Here is a 19037-nt window from a genome sequence, read left to right as displayed (position 1 = left end):
GGGAATTTTTGAAGGCACAAAGGTTAAGTATTGGGTAGCGAATTCTTGAAATGTAGCAGGGATGCTTTTTAAATTGTAATTGCACCTGCAAAAGTAAAACGAGTATCTTCAGCTACAATGATGTGATTGTTTAAGTGAATTTATATCTTTTAAATATTTGTATATATAAGGTTTGGAGTCGTTGACCTTTATTTATGTAGCACGGCAGGAAGAAGAGAAAAAGTATCGAATGAATGTACATATGTAGTATTGTTTGCTTTTGGTGTGAATAGTAGTTAAAGATACGTTGAAATATTTTATACGGTAACAAAAGAGTAATTAAATAATAGAGGGAGCAACTTACATGGAAAATATATTAAAAGTATCTTCAAAATCAAGCCCCAATTCAGTCGCAGGCGCAATTGCAGGTGTACTAAGAACAAGTGGAAATGTAGAAATTCAAGCGATTGGAGCGGGTTCATTAAACCAAGCGATTAAAGCAATTGCAATCGCAAGAGGATTTGTTGCTCCAGGTGGTATTGACTTAGCCTTTGTTCCAGCATTTCAAGAGGTTACTATTAATGATCAAGAAAGAACGGCGATTAAATTGATTATAGGTCCTAGGAAGAAAAGGTCTTAAAGAAGAGTATTAACAAAAGGAATTTGGAAAAGTTGTTAGTCTTGTTAGGTTAGATACGTTATTTCATGTTGCAGCTCCTTGGGTCTGGACACGTTATTGTACCAGACGAGTATCCGTTAATTTCTTCTTATATTTAGCGGTGAATTCTAGATATTCAAAAATACCAAATCCTTTGTGATATAAAGGATTTGGTATTTTTGATGTTTTTTTAATAAATAATTCTAAAGCTTTCCATTCTTATTATAAGATTACGCGATGTATTCATATTAATACTGATACAGTAAGGGTTTTAGGAATGATTCTCTTCAAGGTGCATATTTTTCCCCCTCGAGAATCTATAATTTTACCGCATTTTTTATAACTTTATGTAAAATATTAAAAATTTGTATAGTTTTCAATCTGATATTTTTTTGTCATATTGTAACGGTCTTTATTGTTTAAATAGTTTTATTTTTGGGGTTACGTGTTAAATGTTGAGCCCTTTTAGTAGGTAAAAATAAATAATTGAATTTTACAAAATAAATCTATATAATAAGTTTTATTTATATTAAAATATAAAGATAACAGGTTTTGTGTAAACTATTTTTATTAATAAAAAGGTTTTCTGATATATATATATATGGACAAAGGAGGTCGCTTAGAAGTGTTTAAGAGAATTATGATTTATATATTCACTGGAATAATGGGGGGGGTTATAGCGATAATCGTAGGATTAACAATTAATCCTATATTGGGAAAAGCACTATTTTCAATACTTAGTAGCGTATTTATATTAAAAATCTTATATGATTTTTTAAATAGTTCTATTTTAAGGAAGAGAATTATTAGAAAGGAAAATAAGAAATATAATAGTTTATATGAATGGACAGAGGCAGATTTTAAAGGGTATGGAACTTTTGAAAAAAAATTATTAAAGAAAAAACCAAAGTATAATTTTCTAAACAATTTAGAACTAATTAGAGAAGAATTAGTGAAATTAGGAAAATTGAAAGTGAAATTATTATCCGCACATTTAAAGGTAATTGAAAAAAATCTAGAAAGTTATGATTTGATAGTAAAAACCCTTATTACGCTTGGAACGGGTGTATTACTTTGGTATATAAAAGAACAAAATGCGATAGTGAATGTGCATGTATCTAAGGAATTTGATTACATAATTAATACAGGTACTTGGGTTTTCTATTTCATAATATCAATCTTTTCTATAATAAATAATAACCTTCGAACATCATATAAAATACGAATAATTTTAGAATTAATTGATACAATTGAAGACGAAGATTACCCTCAACCTAATAAAGTGAAATAGTGAAGAGTTAATAATAGTTGGAAAATATTAGGTTTGCAGAAAGGTATGTACCGAGATTGAATTTATATAAAGAATTATAATTATTTCTCTTTATATAAATTCTCCAATTACTTCAAGAACCATTTTAGAATTCATCGTTTTATAGCTCTATTACTTGAAGTTTTCCAATTAAATTACTAGACCGTTGTGAAGGGTAGTTGGGACTAATTATTATTAAACCTCTTTTGTAGAGTAGTTAAAATCAAAGGTATGGTGATTCATTATTCTGCTTAGAAATAGTAATGAAAGTTCCCCATAGATATTATGGGGAACTTTCATTTGTTTTAGATAAAATAACCCTAAAACTGCTCATTTTTCTCCCAAGATTCTACAATATAATGCGCAATTGTCGGATTAAATCCTTTCCCAACTAAAAACATAATCGCAGCAACTTCTGTTAAAGCGTGTTTCTGTGATGTATGTTTCGCTTCATTTAAACCATAATCTACCCAAGGTTTTACGAAATCTAGTACAGGTTTCTTTAAAGGTAAGAACTGTGTACCGACAACTTGTTGAATCTGTTGTTGCGTTGGTTCTGTAATTGGTCCAGGTGGTAAGATTTGAGGCTGTGTAATATCCAGTGTTGGTCCAGGCGGTAAAATTTGTGGTTGTGTAATATCTAATGTTGGCGGTTTAGGTGGTGAGACACGTGCGTCGTAGTTTGGTTGATACATTTGTTGTTGGTATTGAGTTTGTTGTGGCTGAGTTGGGTATGGGTTTGGTTGAAATTGTTGTTCTTGAGTTTGTGGTGTTACATATGGATTTTGTGGATATTGAAGTTCCTGATTTTGCGGTGCTGCATATGGATTTTGTTGAAATTGTTGTTCTTGAGTTTGCGGTGCTACATATGGATTTTGTTGAAATTGTTGCTCTTGAGTTTGTGGTACTGCATATGGATTTTGTTGAAATTGTTGTTCTTGAGTTTGCGGTGCTGCATATGGATTTTGTTCATATTGTTGCTCTTGTTCTTCATATTGTTCTGTATATCTTTGTTCTTGTTGCTGAGGGTAAAATGGTTGTTGTGGGTAAGGCGGTTGATTATTATAGAACATATTTATTCCTCCTTCATGATGATGCCTACCACCTAGTGTATGGGCGGACAAGAAAATATGTGATGAAAAAATGCGGGCGTGTTACAATAAGTAACTGGGTGAAGATAAAATGACAAAACAAGAAAAGATAGAAAAAACAATTACTTTTGTAAAACATATTTTAGAAAAAGATGCCAGTGGGCATGATTGGTATCATATTGAGCGTGTACATAAACTGGCGATTTCTTTATCCGAGCAAGAAGGAGGAAATCGTTTTATAATTGAAATGGCAGCATTACTTCACGATGTGGCAGATGAGAAGTTAAATGAAAGTGAAGAAGCAGGAATGAAAAAAGTTTCTGATTGGTTAGAAGAGTTACATGTTGAAGAAGAGGAAAGCAAGCATGTTCTTCATATCATCGCCAATATGTCTTATAAAGGTGGTCATGGCGGTAAAGTGGAGTCAATTGAAGGGAAGATTGTTCAAGATGCAGATCGCTTAGACGCTCTTGGTGCAATTGGAATAGCTCGCACATTTGCGTATGGCGGAGCGAAAGGGAGACTAATGTATGATCCAACTATTCCTCCTCGTGAAGTGATGACGAAAGAAGAATATAGAAAAAATAATGACCCATCTTTAAATCATTTTTATGAAAAACTTTTAAAACTAAAAGACTTAATGAATACGAATGCAGCAAAACAAGAGGCTGAAGTTCGTCATCGTTATATGGAACAGTTTATTGAACAATTTATGAAAGAGTGGAATGCACAAATATGAAAATGTTAACTGTGGAAAACTTATCAAAATCATATGGAGAGAAACCGTTATTTGATGGATTATCATTTAGTATTGCAGAAGGACAACGTGCCGGAATTATTGGTGTAAATGGTACTGGTAAATCAACGTTGTTAAAAATTATTGCAGGGGCAGAAATTCCTGACACAGGTGATATGACTCATTCACGTGGGTATACAATTAGTTATTTATCACAGCAACCAGAGTTTGATGAACAATTAACAGTATTAGAACAAGTCTTCCATGGTGATACACCTTTAATTCGTCTTCTTCGTGATTATGAAAAGGCGCTATTACATATCGAAAAAGATCCAAGTAATGAAAAGGTACAGGAACAATTATTTGCAGTGCAACAACGTATGGACGCAATGAGTGCGTGGGAAGCAAATGCGAATGCAAAATCGTTATTAACGAAACTAGGAATTACGGATTTCACAGCAACTGTTGGAAATTTATCTGGTGGGCAGAAAAAACGTATTGCGATGGCGCAGTGTTTTATTGAAACACCGGATCTATTAATTTTAGATGAGCCTACGAACCATCTTGACCATGAGACAGTTGAGTGGTTAGAGGAATATTTAGCAAGGTACACAGGTGCAGTATTACTTGTAACTCATGATCGTTATTTCTTAGATCGTGTGACGAATCGTATTTTCGAATTAGACAATGGAAAACTGTATAGTTATGAAGGGAATTACAGTACGTTTTTAGAAGCGAAAGCACTTCGTGAAGAACAAGAACTTGCGCAGGAATCAAAACGTCAAAACTTATATCGCCGTGAACTAGCGTGGATTCGTCGTGGTGCGAAAGCTCGTTCAACAAAGCAAAAGGCACGTATTCAACGTTTTGAGGAGTTAAAAGGCCAAGAAGGTCCAGCTGCAAAACAGTCTGTTGATATTGCGCTTAGCGGTAGCCGTCTTGGGAAAAAAGTACTTGAGTTAAAAGATGTAACGAAAAAATTCGATAATAAAACGGTATTAAACAACTTCAATCATATCGTGAAACCAGGCGATCGTATCGGAATTATTGGAGCGAATGGAAGCGGGAAATCTTCGCTATTAAATATGCTTGCAGGTAAAATATCTCCTGATAGTGGTGAAATTGAAGTTGGGCAAACAGTAAAAATCGCTTACTATACGCAAGAAAATGAAGAGATGAATTTAAATCAACGTATGATTGAATACATTAAAGAAATCGCTGAAGTCATTCATACGACAGACGGAAAAGTAATTGGTGCGTCTCAAATGTTAGAACGTTTCTTATTCCCGCCGCATTCACATGGTACACCGCTTGGCAAATTATCTGGCGGTGAAAGAAGACGTTTATATTTATTACGTATATTAATGGGAGAACCGAACGTACTATTACTCGATGAGCCTACGAATGATCTAGATACACAAACATTAACTGTATTAGAAGATTATTTAGAAGATTTCCCCGGTGTCGTTTTAACTGTATCACATGACCGTTACTTCTTAGATAAAGTAGTAGATGAATTATTCATCTTTAAGGGAGAAGGAGAAGTGCGTGAATTTCTAGGTAGTTATACGGATTATTTAGAAATGGAAAAAACGAGAGAACTTATTGAGAAAGCGGAAGTACAGAAAGAGAAAAAAGTAGTGGAAGAAGCACCGAAACAACAACGTAAGCGTAAACTTTCATATAACGAGCAGCGCGAATGGGAAACTATTGAAGATACAATTGCGGAACTTGAAGAAAAGCTAGAATCAATTGGAGAAGAGCTTGCGAATGTTGGTTCTGATTTTACGAAAGCGCAAGAATTGTCTGAAGCACAGCAGAAAACAGAAGAAGAGCTAGAAAAAACGATGGAAAGATGGAGTGAACTATCGGACATTGTTGAAGGATTAAAATAAAAACAAGCTGCATATATTGAAAAGTAAAGAGAAAAACTTTACACTATTGGTAGAACCTATTTTAGGAGGGAAAAAATGAGAACATCTAATCCAATGTTGAAAAAAGAGGCATTCCGTAAAGAGGGAGCAAGTGCTTCTGCGATGACTATTGGCGGAACAGTAGGCAAAACGTTTATTATGCTTATCTTGCTACTTGCAACGTCTGTCTATTCATACATACAGATGATAGAGGGTACGATGAAGATGCCAGTATTAATTGGCGCTTTAATCGTTGCGGCAATCATCGCATTTGCATCTATGTTCTTCCCACGTATTTCACCTTTTGGTGCACCAATCTATGCAGCAGTAGAAGGGGTTGTGTTAGGTAGTATTTCAGCGGTTTATACAATGAAATTTGGCGATTCTATCGTTTTAAATGCTGTTTTACTAACAATCTCAATTCTATTTGCAATGTTAGTGTTATATGCAACACGTGTAGTAAAAGTAACGGATAAATTCCGTACAGGCGTGATGGCAGCAACACTTGGAATTATGGTTATGTACTTAGTCGTATTTCTACTAAACATGTTTGGTGTAACGGTTCCGTACATTCACCAAGGCGGTACAATCGGTATTATTATTAGTGCAGTTGTTATCGTAGTTGCTGCACTAAACTTATTACTAGATTTCGATTTAATCGAAAATGGTGTACGTAGTCAAGCTCCGAAATATATGGAGTGGTACACTGCAATGGGACTAATGCTTACATTAGTTTGGTTATACTTAGAAATTCTTCGTTTCGTTTCTTACTTTACGAAAAATGACTAATAAAAAATCCTGCATGAAAAATGCAGGATTTTTTTATTTTCAAAGATAAATTGATGATGTGGTATAATATGGATGTTGGTAACTTTAAATTGAAGTGGATGGAATATGATGAAAGAGAAGAAAGGGATTATGAAAAAATTATTTTCTAAAAGTTTTTTCATAGAACTAGATGATGCTTTAACGTATCCATCGGGAGAAGTTATTACTTCAGCTATTGAAAGTTATGCAGCTGAATGTAATGAACAACTTAAATTTGAGAGTAAAGTAAAACCGATAACTTTTTACTTAGAAGAAGTATTGTATCGTGCGGAAATAAAGATGGCTCGTGGAGGATATTACATTTCATGCAGTGAAGTATAATTTTTGAAACCTTACATGTTTAAAATATGTAAGGTTTCTTTTTTTCTTTTATAGCATAAAAAATAATCTTTTTTACTTTAAAATATATTATTTTACGCTTTTTACCCTTCATACATTTTTATTTACAATGAAGAAAAATATGTGAGGTGGTATAACTTATGATGAATCTTCTCCGTACATTATTGTGCAGAAATTAAAATGTATGGGGGAAGTAGAATTTAATTAAGCTGATATTCAGGGATGAAAAGGGAATAAAAACTACACACTATATATGTGATGGTGTGTAGTTTTTATTTGTACATAAATTAAAAAAGGTAAATGTAATGTTATTTTAATAATAGAACGGATATATGGTTTGTGGTAATCTTGAAAAAGATTTATTGTGAAGTGTTATCAGCGAATATTAATACAAGTGTTTTTTAGGATACTAGGGGGAAGGGAAAAATGCAGGATTTGGATGGGAAATTGTATTGGATGCCAAAAAGTGTGACTTTGCAGAGGTGGATAGGAAAAGAGATTAAATCAGATGAAGTAGTAATGATTTGTATAAAAAATAAGGTTAATGAATTAATTATTCCACATCCTATTACAGATTTTATAAGAAAGGTATATAGGAATAGGGGAGTAGGCTATCATACTCAACTTAAAGCAGCAAGGGTAGTATGTAAATTCCTTAATTTTATTTACAGTAATATTGAAGATGATATTGCGGGATACAATGAATTAAGTATTAAGGGATTAAGAGGATTACAACTTAAGCATGGTGGAGATTTTATTCCACATTTGACTTATGAAGGGGTTAGTTTTAAGCATTCGGATTATTGCGAAAGGATACTTACAAAATTTTTTATATACTTAAAAGAGCATGAATTAATAGATCAAAATTTTCAAGTCTTCTATCGACAAGATAGTAAAAAAGTAGGACAACCTCTTTCTATATTTAGTCAATCTATCTTTGACATTGAGCGTCCAAATAGAAATCAAGTAAACGAGAAGTTAAAATTAAAAGATTTTGGCCCTAATCGATATAGATTAGCTTATGAGTTTATTGAAGAAGCAGAATCCAGTGATATAGCATTAGGAGTTTGTTTTCAAATTCTTGCAGGTCTGAGAGTGGGGGAAGTTGTAAATTTAACAAGGGAATCAATTTATGAAAAAGGCTTTAGAGGGAATGATGGAATGTGGTTAGTGATTAAAGATAATCAAGAAAAATTATTTGCACATTTATCTTCTAAGTATGATGTACAAGTTAAGAGACCTAGAGAAGTTTTTGTTTTAAGTGACCAAAAGCTTTGGGATATTTATTATATTCACATGGAACGCTTGAAAAAGTTTGAAAAACAATGGGGGTATAAAAATAACAATGCCCTCTTTATTTCCAAGAGTACCGGTTTACCGTTAAGTGGAACAGGATATACTAAGCGGTTTTATAGAGTGAAACAGCGTTTTTTAGAGAAGTTAAGAATTAATCGTCGTTATGAAGATTTAGAATTCTTAACAAGTCTACCTTGGTCTACACATATAGGTAGAGGAGTTTTTACAAATTTTCTTATTGATTTAGGGCTAAGTATTGAAGAAATTGCTAATTTGCGAGGAGATAAGACGCTGACAGCAACTTTTGAGTATGTTGAAAAGAGAACATCCTATAGCAGGGTACAAGAGCATGTTAATATTCTTACTAGCGTCTATGGAGAGAACAAAGATAATGTAGATTCTTTGGAAAGTTCATCTTATACAAGAAATATTTTTGATCGATATAAACATAATTGGAGCGGATTAAAGCAATGAACCAAGAATATGTAAATGTAAATCAGTTAGATTATAAAATTACTAATAGAGGTCTAAATTTTCTTATAGATAATAATATTATTAGAGCTAAACATGAGGGAAAGAAGATTTTGCTTTGTAAAAATGATTTAAAAAAACATGAAGCGTGGGAAATGAAGCTTAGTAGAGAATACTTTACTGTAAAGCAGTTGTGGAAGTATCTGGGGATCAAAAATTTAGAAAATAAAAGATTAACTTATGTATACTATAAAAATCTTACTTTACTTGCAGAAGAAGGACTGATTCATATTAAAACGTTAAAATATCCATTATTAACTTTGGATAATAAGGAATATCAAAAAGCAAGTCAATATGTTAAAAAAAGTGAGATAATTAACATTTTGGATAAGTATGTATCTACAAATGAATTTCTGAGGATGGCATCTATAGGTTACAGTCATGCAATTGAGATAGTTAATAAATTTAATATAAAGAAAATACAATTTATAAAAAAGAAAGAATTTACATTTTATAAAAAGGAAGATATAAAAGCCTTTTTAAAATATAGGGAAAAGACAGTTGGAGAGAAGATTCGACTAAATGTAGCTGATGGAAGTTTAATAATTAAGCAAGATACTTGCAAAATACTCAATTTGAATAGTTATAATTATAAGAAATTTTTGGAGGAAGAGCTCCTCAAAACTCATAAAAAAGCTGGAAGAAATATTTTTTTTGTAAAGGAAGAAGTATTGTCTTTAAAAAAAAGAATAGAAAAAATGGATAATAGCCTTAGATCAAAATATTATACTCGAAATGAAATATTTAAAGAGTATGGAATAAATGTAGATACCATAAAAGAGGATATCAAGACAATTGAAGTACCTTTATTAGTAAGGGGTATTTCAAGATATCTTTTTAATAAGTACTTGTATTTAAAGAAGGATATTATTAAAGAATATGAGCGTAGAAATGAAAGGTTGAACCTTTATCTGGATAGAGGATCTATATATGATAATGTCTTATATAGATTAGAGGCTGAAGGGGTTGAATTTTCTGTTTATTGTAAAGAGACAGAGTTATTGTGGCTTAAATTTATACGTTCCAAATCCACATTATATGGTGGACAAAATAGTGCTTCAAAAGCTTCGAGGGTTTTAGAGTATTTTGTAGCTACTAAAATATTAGCTCAAAGACTTGTGGGAAAAGAGATTTTTATGTACTCCTCTAAAGAGCTTAATTTGATGTTTTTTAATCAAAATACAGGAATTCATATAAAAAAACCAATTTATATATTTTTAAAAGAATTTGGTAAGGGGAATGGCTATTCTTCTTGCAAGAAAAGTTTTAAGTTAAACGAAATAAATAGTCCTTATAAAGTGGAAAGTAAGAAAAAGAGTCAAGTTAATGTTTATACACCGGAAGAGTATAAGGAATTTTTTGATTATATTTCTGATCTTGCTGTTCATAAGGATAGGGCAATTTATAGCGTAAAAGGAGCAATTGATAAATTTGTAAACGGTAATTCCAAGAATAAGTATTATGACCGATATGATTCGGTTTGGTTGTATATGTTAGTCCATTTAAACAATGCTTGGAGACATTGGGATTGCACGGAAATTCCAAGAATAAATTTTGAGGGAACCAGTATAGAGGGTAACATAGAATGGCTTCAGAATAATAATATATCGATGGAAGATGCTAAAAGGATTATAAGAAAATTACAAATGAAGAATTTGAAACATTCAAAAACTGGAGCGGAGCGTTATTTTTATTGTTCTGAACAATTAACATTGCCAGTTGCCTATGCAGCAGTATTATGTGAAATCAGAGCTCGGGAGCTTAATCCTTTAAGTGACTCATTAATAGATTTTCGTACGAAAAATCGAGTATTGACTAGTTATCCATATAAGAGATTTTTTTGTGATTTTTCAAAGCCTAACCTTAAATTTTCATCATTAAAAATGAATAGGACTTTTATAACTTTTGCCTTTAGTATAATTAATAAATATAAAGATTCAGCACATGAGATTGAAGTATTAAAATTTATTCGAAATCATAAATCAATTGAAACAACTAACATGTATATTTACATAAGTCAACGAGATATTGATTTCCTTAGTGGTCAAATTTTTACTAGAGATTATTTTGGTTTTATAGCAGATGGATTTGCGGATATCTTGTTTGGAACAACACAGGATATCGCTGAAAGAACTCAGCAAATTAATGTTATATATGAAAAGATTGGGAAGGATTTGAGGTTAGAAGGCATTGCAGATGTTTTACTTTATTTGTCTAAGCAAGAGCATATTGTAAAAGATATTATTCATGGGTTAGATGAAGAGGTAATCCACAATATGTACAACATATTAAATTTAGATATGTTGTATTCCAAAACAAGTCATGTTCAATGTATATTATCAGCAGAAGATTGTATGTACCCAAACAGAGAAACTTGTATAGGGTGCCCATTCGCTATTTACAATTTTTATGCACTTTCAGCAATTACTGAAAGGATTCTCAAACATATTGTAAGTCTAGTTGAGAATAAAGAAACCCCTAGATATAAAGGGGATAATGAAAGAGATGCACTTCTTTTTGTAAAGGATTTAAAACTTTTCAAAGAAGCTGAAGCTAAGTTTGGATCCTGTATTTATGAGTTCTTTAATATGAGTCAGGAGCAATTTGAGAGTATTTTACTTCAATTGCCTTCCCTTAGCCAGTATCTTCCGAAAGGAAGGGAGATGTAAAGGTGCGAGAGACAGCTAGTGTAAAAAAAAGTATCGAGATTGCAGAGCTAAGTGATGAAGCTTTTGAATTAGAATATAGTATAGAACTTGCTATTGAAAACTTGAAAAGCATGGAAATAAATCGACTTTCAGAGGTGGATTTTCATAAAAATTTATGGAAGCTTTACGATGAAGAAAAAGATATTATATTTTATTTTCGGTTTAATAGATTGGAAGAAGAGCTGCAAGGAAAGCAATTAAATCAGTTAGAAACATTGACATTGGTAATGAAATGTTGGGTAGCGAGTTTACTAGTTCAATATCATTTTAAAACTGTCCACACAAGCTTTAGATACGTACTTGATGAGCTTATAACAACAGAGTGTTTTAGAATGCGTCTATTAGAAGATTTTATTGGGAAAATTATGTTAAAAGGAGATAGAACAAAATCTTCAATAGCTTCAGCTTTACTAAATTTTTTTAATTACTATGATAACTTTGAAGGAGCCAAGGAATATTTAAACTTCTTGTCAACTATTCCATATTCAAAACCAAAGACTCGAACTATTCCAACCGTAAAGGATTGTCTTAAATTTGCTTGGGTTTTAAATGACTTCTACACACAATCTAATAATACGGATTGGAAGTATACTTATTTTTATCCGGTACGTATTTGGTGGCATTTAACGACAGTTATTCCAATAAGAATTGGGGAATTTCTTCTTTTGAGAAGAGACTGTGTAGATAATGAAGGGAATCGATATTATCTTTATTTATCTAGAATTAAAAATAAAAAAAGTAGAGCCAAAAAAACAGAGGTTGAAAGGATAGAGATATCTTGTAAGCTTTATAATATGGTGAAAGAATATATAGAATTGACCGAGGAATACGGTTACTCCAAAACATTACTTTCTTATCGAGCATACAAAGGGATATCTTTAGCTAATAAATTGAATTCATCAAAAATAAAAAGGAATCCTAATGTTTTAACAACATGGATATTTCATACCATATTAAACGATTTTTATGATGACGTAATTGCGACTTCTCCATACAATTTCACTGTTAGATCAGTAGGAGAAGATTCAGAGCAAGAGATTAGACAGAGTAGAAATAATAGTATAGTTTTTGATTTTGAACGCCGTTTAAGACCCAATGACACAAGGCATATAGCTTTTCTATCATTAATGATTCAAGGTTTTCATCCAGTGGAAATAGCGAGATTGGGTGGACATGATACAGTTTACGGACAGCGACATTATCAACAGCATGAATTTTTTTTAACAGATTCAGGTATATCCAAGTTAATTAAAATGTTTAGTTTTACAGGTCAATTTTTAAAGGGACACAATTCCAATGTTACCCCTTCGAATAATATCTCAAATATAGGGAAAATGTTTAGGGAAAAATTTATTTTCTCACCGGCTAAAACATCTAAACATGAATGGGATAAACTTGAGATAGGGAATTGCACAGCAATAATTAAAGATTGTCAAACACAATGTTTTCGATGTGGATACTGGAGAATCGAGTATGATGAGTTTATAGAAAAGAGGGAAACAATTGAACAATGGATGCTAGAGAGTCGGGAGGAAGCACTTGCCTTATATAAAACCGTGTTTAATTTACATTTAAAGTTAGTTAGTAAGGTATATAGTAAGGTCAATTTAAAATTAACGAATGACTTAGCTATACATTCAAAAAGACTTAAGGGATTACTTGAAAATATTGATGGATTTACAGAGAAATATGGAAGTTGGTTAGAAGATGAGTAAGGTTGGCAGAAGAAAGAAGGAATACCCAGAAGATAAAATTAAGGGAATTATCTTGAGCTTTGTAGAGGATAAAGGGATTAGGTCAGAAATTCCTAAAAGAACTTTAAGCGAGTATGCGAAAAAGCTATTTAGAGAGGGGAGTATTCCCTGGTTAGATGAAGAAATATCGGATAACTATTGGGTTCGAACTGAAAGAAGAGGATTCCAGTTAATTGAAGAGTATAATGCTATTGTTCCTAAGACCTTAGCTCAAAATAGTTGCAATACAGTGCAATTACCTAAAATAGAGGAGATTATAAAGGAGCATTGTAAGGATCTAAAGCAATTACAAAAAAATCTTTTTCCGTATGAAAAAGAATTAACTTTAAGCCAGGACAAAAATAACGCGCTGCAAGATGAAATAAATCAGTTGAAGGAAAGGTTGAATGAACGAAACATATGTATAGCAGCTTTAGAAAGAAAAATAAAATTACAGCAAGAAACAATTTTTAAGTTGTTCAATCATGGTGCTGTTAGTAATCCTAAAATTAGAAACTTAATGGAAATGGGAGAAGAAATGCATGCTATAGTTAAAGATGCTTTTCAAAATATATTTAATTTAAAAGCAGATCAATTTTTGTCTATGGATTTCGATAGTAATCGTAATGTTGTGAATATAGATGGGCAACAACCTAAACGTTCACTATTAGATGATTTTAAAAACCTATAAATATTTATAAGAGGGTTAAATAAACAAATTAAGTAAGATTGATAACTCTTGTAGCTTTGAAATAAAGTTTAATTAAGGGGTCACCCCATCGCCATCAAGCTAAAATTTTATAGTACCCCCAGGACTAAATTTTGTGCTAACTTGTAACAAAAAAGCTCATTTTTTCGTTTTGGGGTAATTCTGAATTCTTAAGTTGATGGGCATGGGGTCCCACCCACACTTTAAAATGAATTTGTCAAAACATATACAATTTAATTTTCCTCATACTGTTTGGCAAGTTTATAAAATGAGGAACGTTTGATACCATACTTTTTCATAGCTCCTACGGCTGTAATTGAACCAGATTTCCATTCCTTGTAAGCATCCATAAATTCTTCTGTTATTTCGACAGGCGGACGTCCTAAACGTTTACCTTGCTTCCTGGCAAGAGCAATTCCTTCAGCTTGACGTTGTTTAATATCAATTCGCTCTTTTTCTGCAAAGGCTGATAATATTGTAAGAGTTGCTTTTTGAATTGCACTCTGGATGACATCATTTGTACTTTCTCCAGTGTAATTGATGTTAATATATGGTTCCTTTATAAATTGTAAATTTATTCTATGCTTTTCATAGTACCTAAATTCTTCTAATGTATCATTCATATTTCTCCCAAGTCTTGTTAAGGAATCAAATACAATGGTATCTTCTGCACGAACAAGACGTTTTAGCATTTGATAGTTCTCTCGCTCCATATTTTTCCCAGATTCTTTATCAATGAAAATATCCCGATCTTCTATCCCTAAATCCTTCATATTCTGAATTTGTCGTTCTTCGTTTTGATCTTTACTTGAAACTCGAACATAACCAAATTTTTTATGTTTCATATACTACACCTCACTGGTGATTTTACCAATTATGTCTGTAAAAGTATATAAAATAAACAGATGTCTGTAAAGTTTAAAATAGACATTTATAGACGTGATTTTTTATAGTTTTCTATGTATCTGTAAAGGTATACTTTTATAGATGGTTCAAGGGGTGCACTTAACACCAAGTACATGAAAGTTAAAAATGTATCTAAAGGTGTACCTTTTGATATGGTTATTAGAAAATTATTAATGAGGTTTATTTACAAAATCTTACTGAAAGAATCAGAAAGGAAATAGATATATTAAATAAAGTTGACTTCCTATTATTTTGATCAATCTTTTCAAAATAACAGGGAGTCTTCTATTATAAAATCAAAGTTCGTAGCATTTTTTTAATCAAACTTTATTTAAAAGCTACAGATCGAGAAGAAATGTTATTTAAAGGAATATTTTACTATCTTTATGTGCGTGGTAATAATAAAATTATTAATAAAAGAGGAGGGAGTGTTATGGGGGATATGACTTATTTACCTGATCAACATCATATTGAAAAGATAAGAGAAAGCCTTTGGTGTGGAAGGGAATATGGGAATGTTTCTATAATGGTAGGGGCTGGTTTTAGTTTAAATGCCGAAAAATTATCGTATAATTCAGATTCCTTTTTGCTATGGAATCAACTGGGAGAAAAAATGAAGAGGGAATTACACCCTTATGATAGTAGTTATAACCAGGATGTTTTAAAGCTTGCAAGTGAATATGAAGAAGTTTTCGGGAGACAGGCTCTTGATCAACTAATTTTAAATTCGCTACCAGATGAAAATTATGTACCTGGTAACTTACATAAAATGTTGTTATCACTGCCTTGGGCTGATGTCTACACAACAAATTATGATACGCTTTTAGAAAGAACAACAAAATATATATATGATAGAAATTATAGTTTAGTACTAAATACCTCAGATATACCGAATCGTCTGAAACCTAGAATCGTAAAATTACATGGAAGTTTCCCGTCACATAGGCCATTTATTTTTACTGAAGAAGACTATCGAACTTATCCTAAAAAATATGCTCCATTTGTTAATATGGTACAACAAACTATTATGGAGAATGTATTATGTTTAGTTGGTTTTTCAGGGGATGATCCGAATTTTTTAAATTGGATAGGTTGGGTAAGAGATAATCTAGGTGAAAATACGCCACCTATTTATTTTTGTGGATTTGTTTCCTCTACACAACGGAGAATGCTAGAAGCTAGAGGGATTATTCCGATTGATTTCTCGCCTTTATTTCCTGATCATAAGTACCCAGGAGTATTAAAGCATAAAAAGGCATTAGAATGGTTCCTCTTAAACCTAAAATGTGGTAGAAAGGCAGATGTGTTAGGATGGCCTAGTTTAGAAACAATAGAATATGACGGTCATGAGGATATACCAGATATTCCAGTAAAGAATTATAAGAACGAATCGATAAGAAGCGATTTTGGTTATGGAGAGGAAATTAAAGAAGAAGAATTACTGAAGATTGCAAGGTATTGGAAGCATATTCGTTTGTTACATCCGGGATGGGTAATTACTCCTAGAAGGAATAGAAAAGATCTTTGGTTAGAAACAGATTGGGTAATTGATGAAATACTTAATAATATTCATAAGTTAACGGATGTGGATGCGTTAATGCTTATATATGAATTGAATTGGAGGATTGAGACATCATTATTACCGATAGAGCCCAGATGGAAGAATAAAATGATTATAATTATTGAGAAATTTAATGAGATTTTTCAAACTAATTATCTGCATAGAAATCCAGAACAACTTAAGAATTTTAAGTCAAATCTGGATTCAAATATCGATTGGCAATTTCTCCAAAAATGTTGGGTTGAATTAATATTTTCAATCATAAGAGAAGCCAGATGTAATCATAATGTGGAAGAGTTTAACTGGTGGTTAAATACTACTAAAGATAGTGTGCAAATAAATTCTGAATGGATTTCAAGATGGTATTATGAACAGGCACTCTTTCATTTGTTTAAGCTAGATCAGGATGGTGTTAAGCGGATTTTAAAAGAATGGCCTAAAAATAAAAACACTCCTTTTTGGCAGGTTAAAAGGGCATCTATATTTGCCGAATTAGGTGAAATCATTGAAGCTGAAAGGGAGTGCGAAGAAGCGTTAGAAGAAATTCGCATACGATTACAGGCCAATAGAATAGATATCTCTTTACTTTCTCAAGAAGGCTGGACAATGTATTTACTAAGAATGATTAAACATGATGGCATGCGTTTCAAGGACCTTGGTGAGTATCGTGACAGATGGATGAAACTTTCACAATACAAATGTAGTCCTTTCCAAGAAATTGAGATTATGGATTCATTATTAAAAGATTCTGCTCCTGATTTGAAGAAAAAAGTGAATGAGGATTTTGATCCAGGGATAAAAACTAATCACTTTTCTTATGGCGCTAATAATGAAAAAGTACATCTATCTTTTGAATTTTTACGTTTGTTTGAAGAAGTTGCTATGCCTAAGAGGTGCCAGATTATAGCAGTCTTTAATAAATCTGTTATAAATGCTACCAGGTGGATAGATTTTGTTGCACCATTATTATCTATGAGCGCTTTAATTAGAACAGGCGATTCTAAAGCAATAAAGAATAAATTTACTAGGGCGTATATTGTTTCTTTAACTGATGAGAGAGTTGAATATTTCTATGAGTTATTTGTTCCTGCCCTCAAGCAAGCATTAAAGGGGATATCTCAGGGAGAGGATATTTATGGATTTTCTCATAGACATTTTCCTAATTTGTTAGAAATCATTTCTAGAATATATTTTCGCTTTTCAAAAGAGAAAAAGGAAGAAATTTTTAGTTTAATGATAAAAATGTATAATTCTAAAGAAATTCAGAACTGTTACCCTTTACATTTTAATTTAAGGTCTATGTTTAAAAGAGTACTGTATGGCATGCACGATGAGGAAATATGTCAGCAATTAAACGAATTATTAGAACTTCCGATAATTGGAGAAAATGGTTTGGATGAGCGGATGGATTCAACATGGCTTGAACCGTTTCATTTTATAGAATGGGGTGAAAATTATAGGGTTTATAGACCGGATGAAACTTTGGGACAGGCTATTACAAGGTTAATAAAATTGGTTAGACATTCGTCTGTCACTACCAGGGATCGGGCAGTATTAAGATTATTTAAATTGTTCCAGATTCATGGACTAACTGAAGAGCAATGTGGAGAATTTGCTGAAGCTTTATATACTAATGTTGATAATGAGACTGGATTACCTAAAACTTCAATTTTATATAATAGTAGCTTTTTACGTTTGCCTAAGAAAAATGAAGAGCAGGTTCAGCAAAATTATTATAATTGGATAATAGAACAAGATGTGCCATCTATTTTTGTAAAGGATGGTGTATATAATGGGGCAAGTAAATATAAAAAGTTCGTAAATGAATGGATTAATAGTGCCAATTCAATATTTTCAGACAAGGTGGATCCTGAAGATATAAATTACAGTGAAGAAGATTGCATGGAACTATTAAAAAAAATATTGGTTTGGTGGGATAGTGAGAGAGAAAATAGAATACTAGATGAAGATATGTTTCAAGGACATCCTATAACTGATATATATAATCTGACTTATCTAATGATTCATGTTATTTTTCCGAAATTAAAGGTTATTGATAATAGAACAAGGGAAAAAATAAGAAGTTTATTTGAAGAAATTGAAGAGAGGGGTATTATAATTTCTCATATTCTTCCTTCAACTTTGCACTTAGAGATATATGAAACTAATTACATATATCAAAAATTAAAAAAGGAATTGGATTCGAATGATGAAGAGAAAGTAAAGTACTCTAGTCAAGGTTGCTTGTTCTGGATTATATATAACAACAGAAAAATTGTATCTGAAATCCCAATTATTCTCCTTTATAATTGGGTAAATAAAATTTATAGCCGTAGGCAACCCGGGTTAGATCACATATTACAAGATATAGGAACATGTTTACTTTATGTCCCTAATGCATTAAATGAGATGCAGTGGGATTATATACTAGAGGGATTGGAATATTTAATTGAAGAAACTGATATAAACGTTATTATGCAAGAAAGTAAGTTTCAACTATTTTCAAGGGCGGAATATGCAAATTACAAACAATTATGTGTGAGACTGGCTGGTGTATCTTATAAGTCATTCGAGAAAAATGGGAAAAATATACCTGATATATTAATTAAGTGGAAGGATATATGTAATTCTGATAGTTTACCGGAAGTAAGAAAACATCTATATTTATTTTTGAATAAAACAGAATAGAGATACTAAACATAGAGCACTTAATTTGTAGAAATTAGTTTATAACTGAAAA

At 31.8% G+C, this 19037-nt stretch carries 13 protein-coding genes; 11 read left to right on the top strand and 2 right to left on the bottom strand.

Going from position 1 to position 19037, the window contains the following annotated elements:
• Nucleotides 1–343 precede the first annotated feature (343 nt).
• Together spoVS and QCI47_RS17365 are read left to right on the top strand one after the other, a co-directional pair.
• Nucleotides 344–619 (top strand): stage V sporulation protein SpoVS, encoded by a 276-nt coding sequence (gene spoVS / locus QCI47_RS17370; RefSeq protein ID WP_000427804.1) that lies wholly within the window; start codon nt 344–346, stop codon nt 617–619.
• A gap of 643 nt (nt 620–1262) precedes the next feature.
• Complete coding sequence (locus tag QCI47_RS17365; RefSeq protein ID WP_042511387.1) at nt 1263–1928, top strand: hypothetical protein; 666 nt, start codon at nt 1263–1265, stop codon at nt 1926–1928.
• A 338-nt stretch (nt 1929–2266) separates the two neighbouring features.
• Here QCI47_RS17365 and QCI47_RS17360 read toward each other — a convergent pair whose 3' ends face one another.
• The gene (locus QCI47_RS17360; protein WP_309422808.1) at nt 2267–3019 is read right to left on the bottom strand and encodes a hypothetical protein; all 753 of its coding nucleotides are present in this window, start codon (nt 3017–3019) and stop codon (nt 2267–2269) included.
• A 109-nt stretch (nt 3020–3128) separates the two neighbouring features.
• Here QCI47_RS17360 and QCI47_RS17355 point away from each other — a divergent pair, with 109 nt between their 5' ends.
• The 8 genes from QCI47_RS17355 to QCI47_RS17320 all read left to right on the top strand — a co-directional run bounded on the left by QCI47_RS17355 (nt 3129) and on the right by QCI47_RS17320 (nt 13812).
• Nucleotides 3129–3776: an HD domain-containing protein gene (locus QCI47_RS17355; protein ID WP_000165943.1), complete on the top strand. Its 648-nt coding sequence runs from the start codon at nt 3129–3131 to the stop codon at nt 3774–3776.
• A complete protein-coding gene (locus tag QCI47_RS17350; RefSeq protein WP_309422809.1) occupies nt 3773–5668 on the top strand; it encodes an ABC-F family ATP-binding cassette domain-containing protein in 1896 nt (631 codons plus the stop codon). The genes QCI47_RS17355 and QCI47_RS17350 overlap by 4 nt, the downstream gene beginning before the upstream one ends.
• Nucleotides 5669–5743: 75 nt before the next feature.
• Nucleotides 5744–6475, top strand: a complete 732-nt coding sequence (locus QCI47_RS17345; protein ID WP_001260642.1) for a Bax inhibitor-1/YccA family protein — start codon at nt 5744–5746, stop codon at nt 6473–6475.
• Between the two features lie 105 nt (nt 6476–6580).
• A complete protein-coding gene (locus QCI47_RS17340) occupies nt 6581–6835 on the top strand; it encodes a DUF4318 domain-containing protein (protein ID WP_000975123.1) in 255 nt (84 codons plus the stop codon).
• Nucleotides 6836–7279: 444 nt separating this feature from the next.
• Entirely contained in the window at nt 7280–8623 is a 1344-nt protein-coding gene (locus QCI47_RS17335; RefSeq protein ID WP_353811892.1) for a site-specific integrase, read from the top strand.
• Entirely contained in the window at nt 8620–11349 is a 2730-nt protein-coding gene (locus QCI47_RS17330) for a hypothetical protein (RefSeq protein WP_353811891.1), read from the top strand. The genes QCI47_RS17335 and QCI47_RS17330 overlap by 4 nt, the downstream gene beginning before the upstream one ends.
• Before the next feature lie 2 nt (nt 11350–11351).
• On the top strand, nt 11352–13103 hold the full coding sequence (locus tag QCI47_RS17325) for a hypothetical protein (RefSeq protein WP_001209314.1): 1752 nt from the start codon (nt 11352–11354) through the stop codon (nt 13101–13103).
• Nucleotides 13096–13812 carry a hypothetical protein gene (locus QCI47_RS17320; RefSeq protein ID WP_353811890.1) on the top strand — a complete coding sequence of 239 codons (717 nt, stop codon included), beginning with the start codon at nt 13096–13098 and terminating at the stop codon, nt 13810–13812. Before QCI47_RS17325 ends, QCI47_RS17320 begins: the two co-directional genes overlap by 8 nt.
• A 251-nt stretch (nt 13813–14063) precedes the next feature.
• Here the strand turns inward: QCI47_RS17320 and QCI47_RS17315 are convergent, their stop codons facing one another.
• On the bottom strand, nt 14064–14675 hold the full coding sequence (locus tag QCI47_RS17315) for a recombinase family protein (RefSeq protein ID WP_048556863.1): 612 nt from the start codon (nt 14673–14675) through the stop codon (nt 14064–14066).
• A gap of 494 nt (nt 14676–15169) precedes the next feature.
• Between QCI47_RS17315 and QCI47_RS17310 the strand changes: the two genes are divergently transcribed.
• Nucleotides 15170–18985: an SIR2 family NAD-dependent protein deacylase gene (locus QCI47_RS17310; protein ID WP_048556862.1), complete on the top strand. Its 3816-nt coding sequence runs from the start codon at nt 15170–15172 to the stop codon at nt 18983–18985.
• The last annotated feature ends 52 nt before the right edge of the window (nt 18986–19037 follow it).

The sequence above is a fragment of the Bacillus cereus group sp. RP29 genome (genome assembly GCF_040459765.1).
Lineage (GTDB): Bacteria > Bacillota > Bacilli > Bacillales > Bacillaceae_G > Bacillus_A > Bacillus_A paranthracis.
This window is presented reverse-complemented; position numbering and strand designations above follow the sequence as displayed.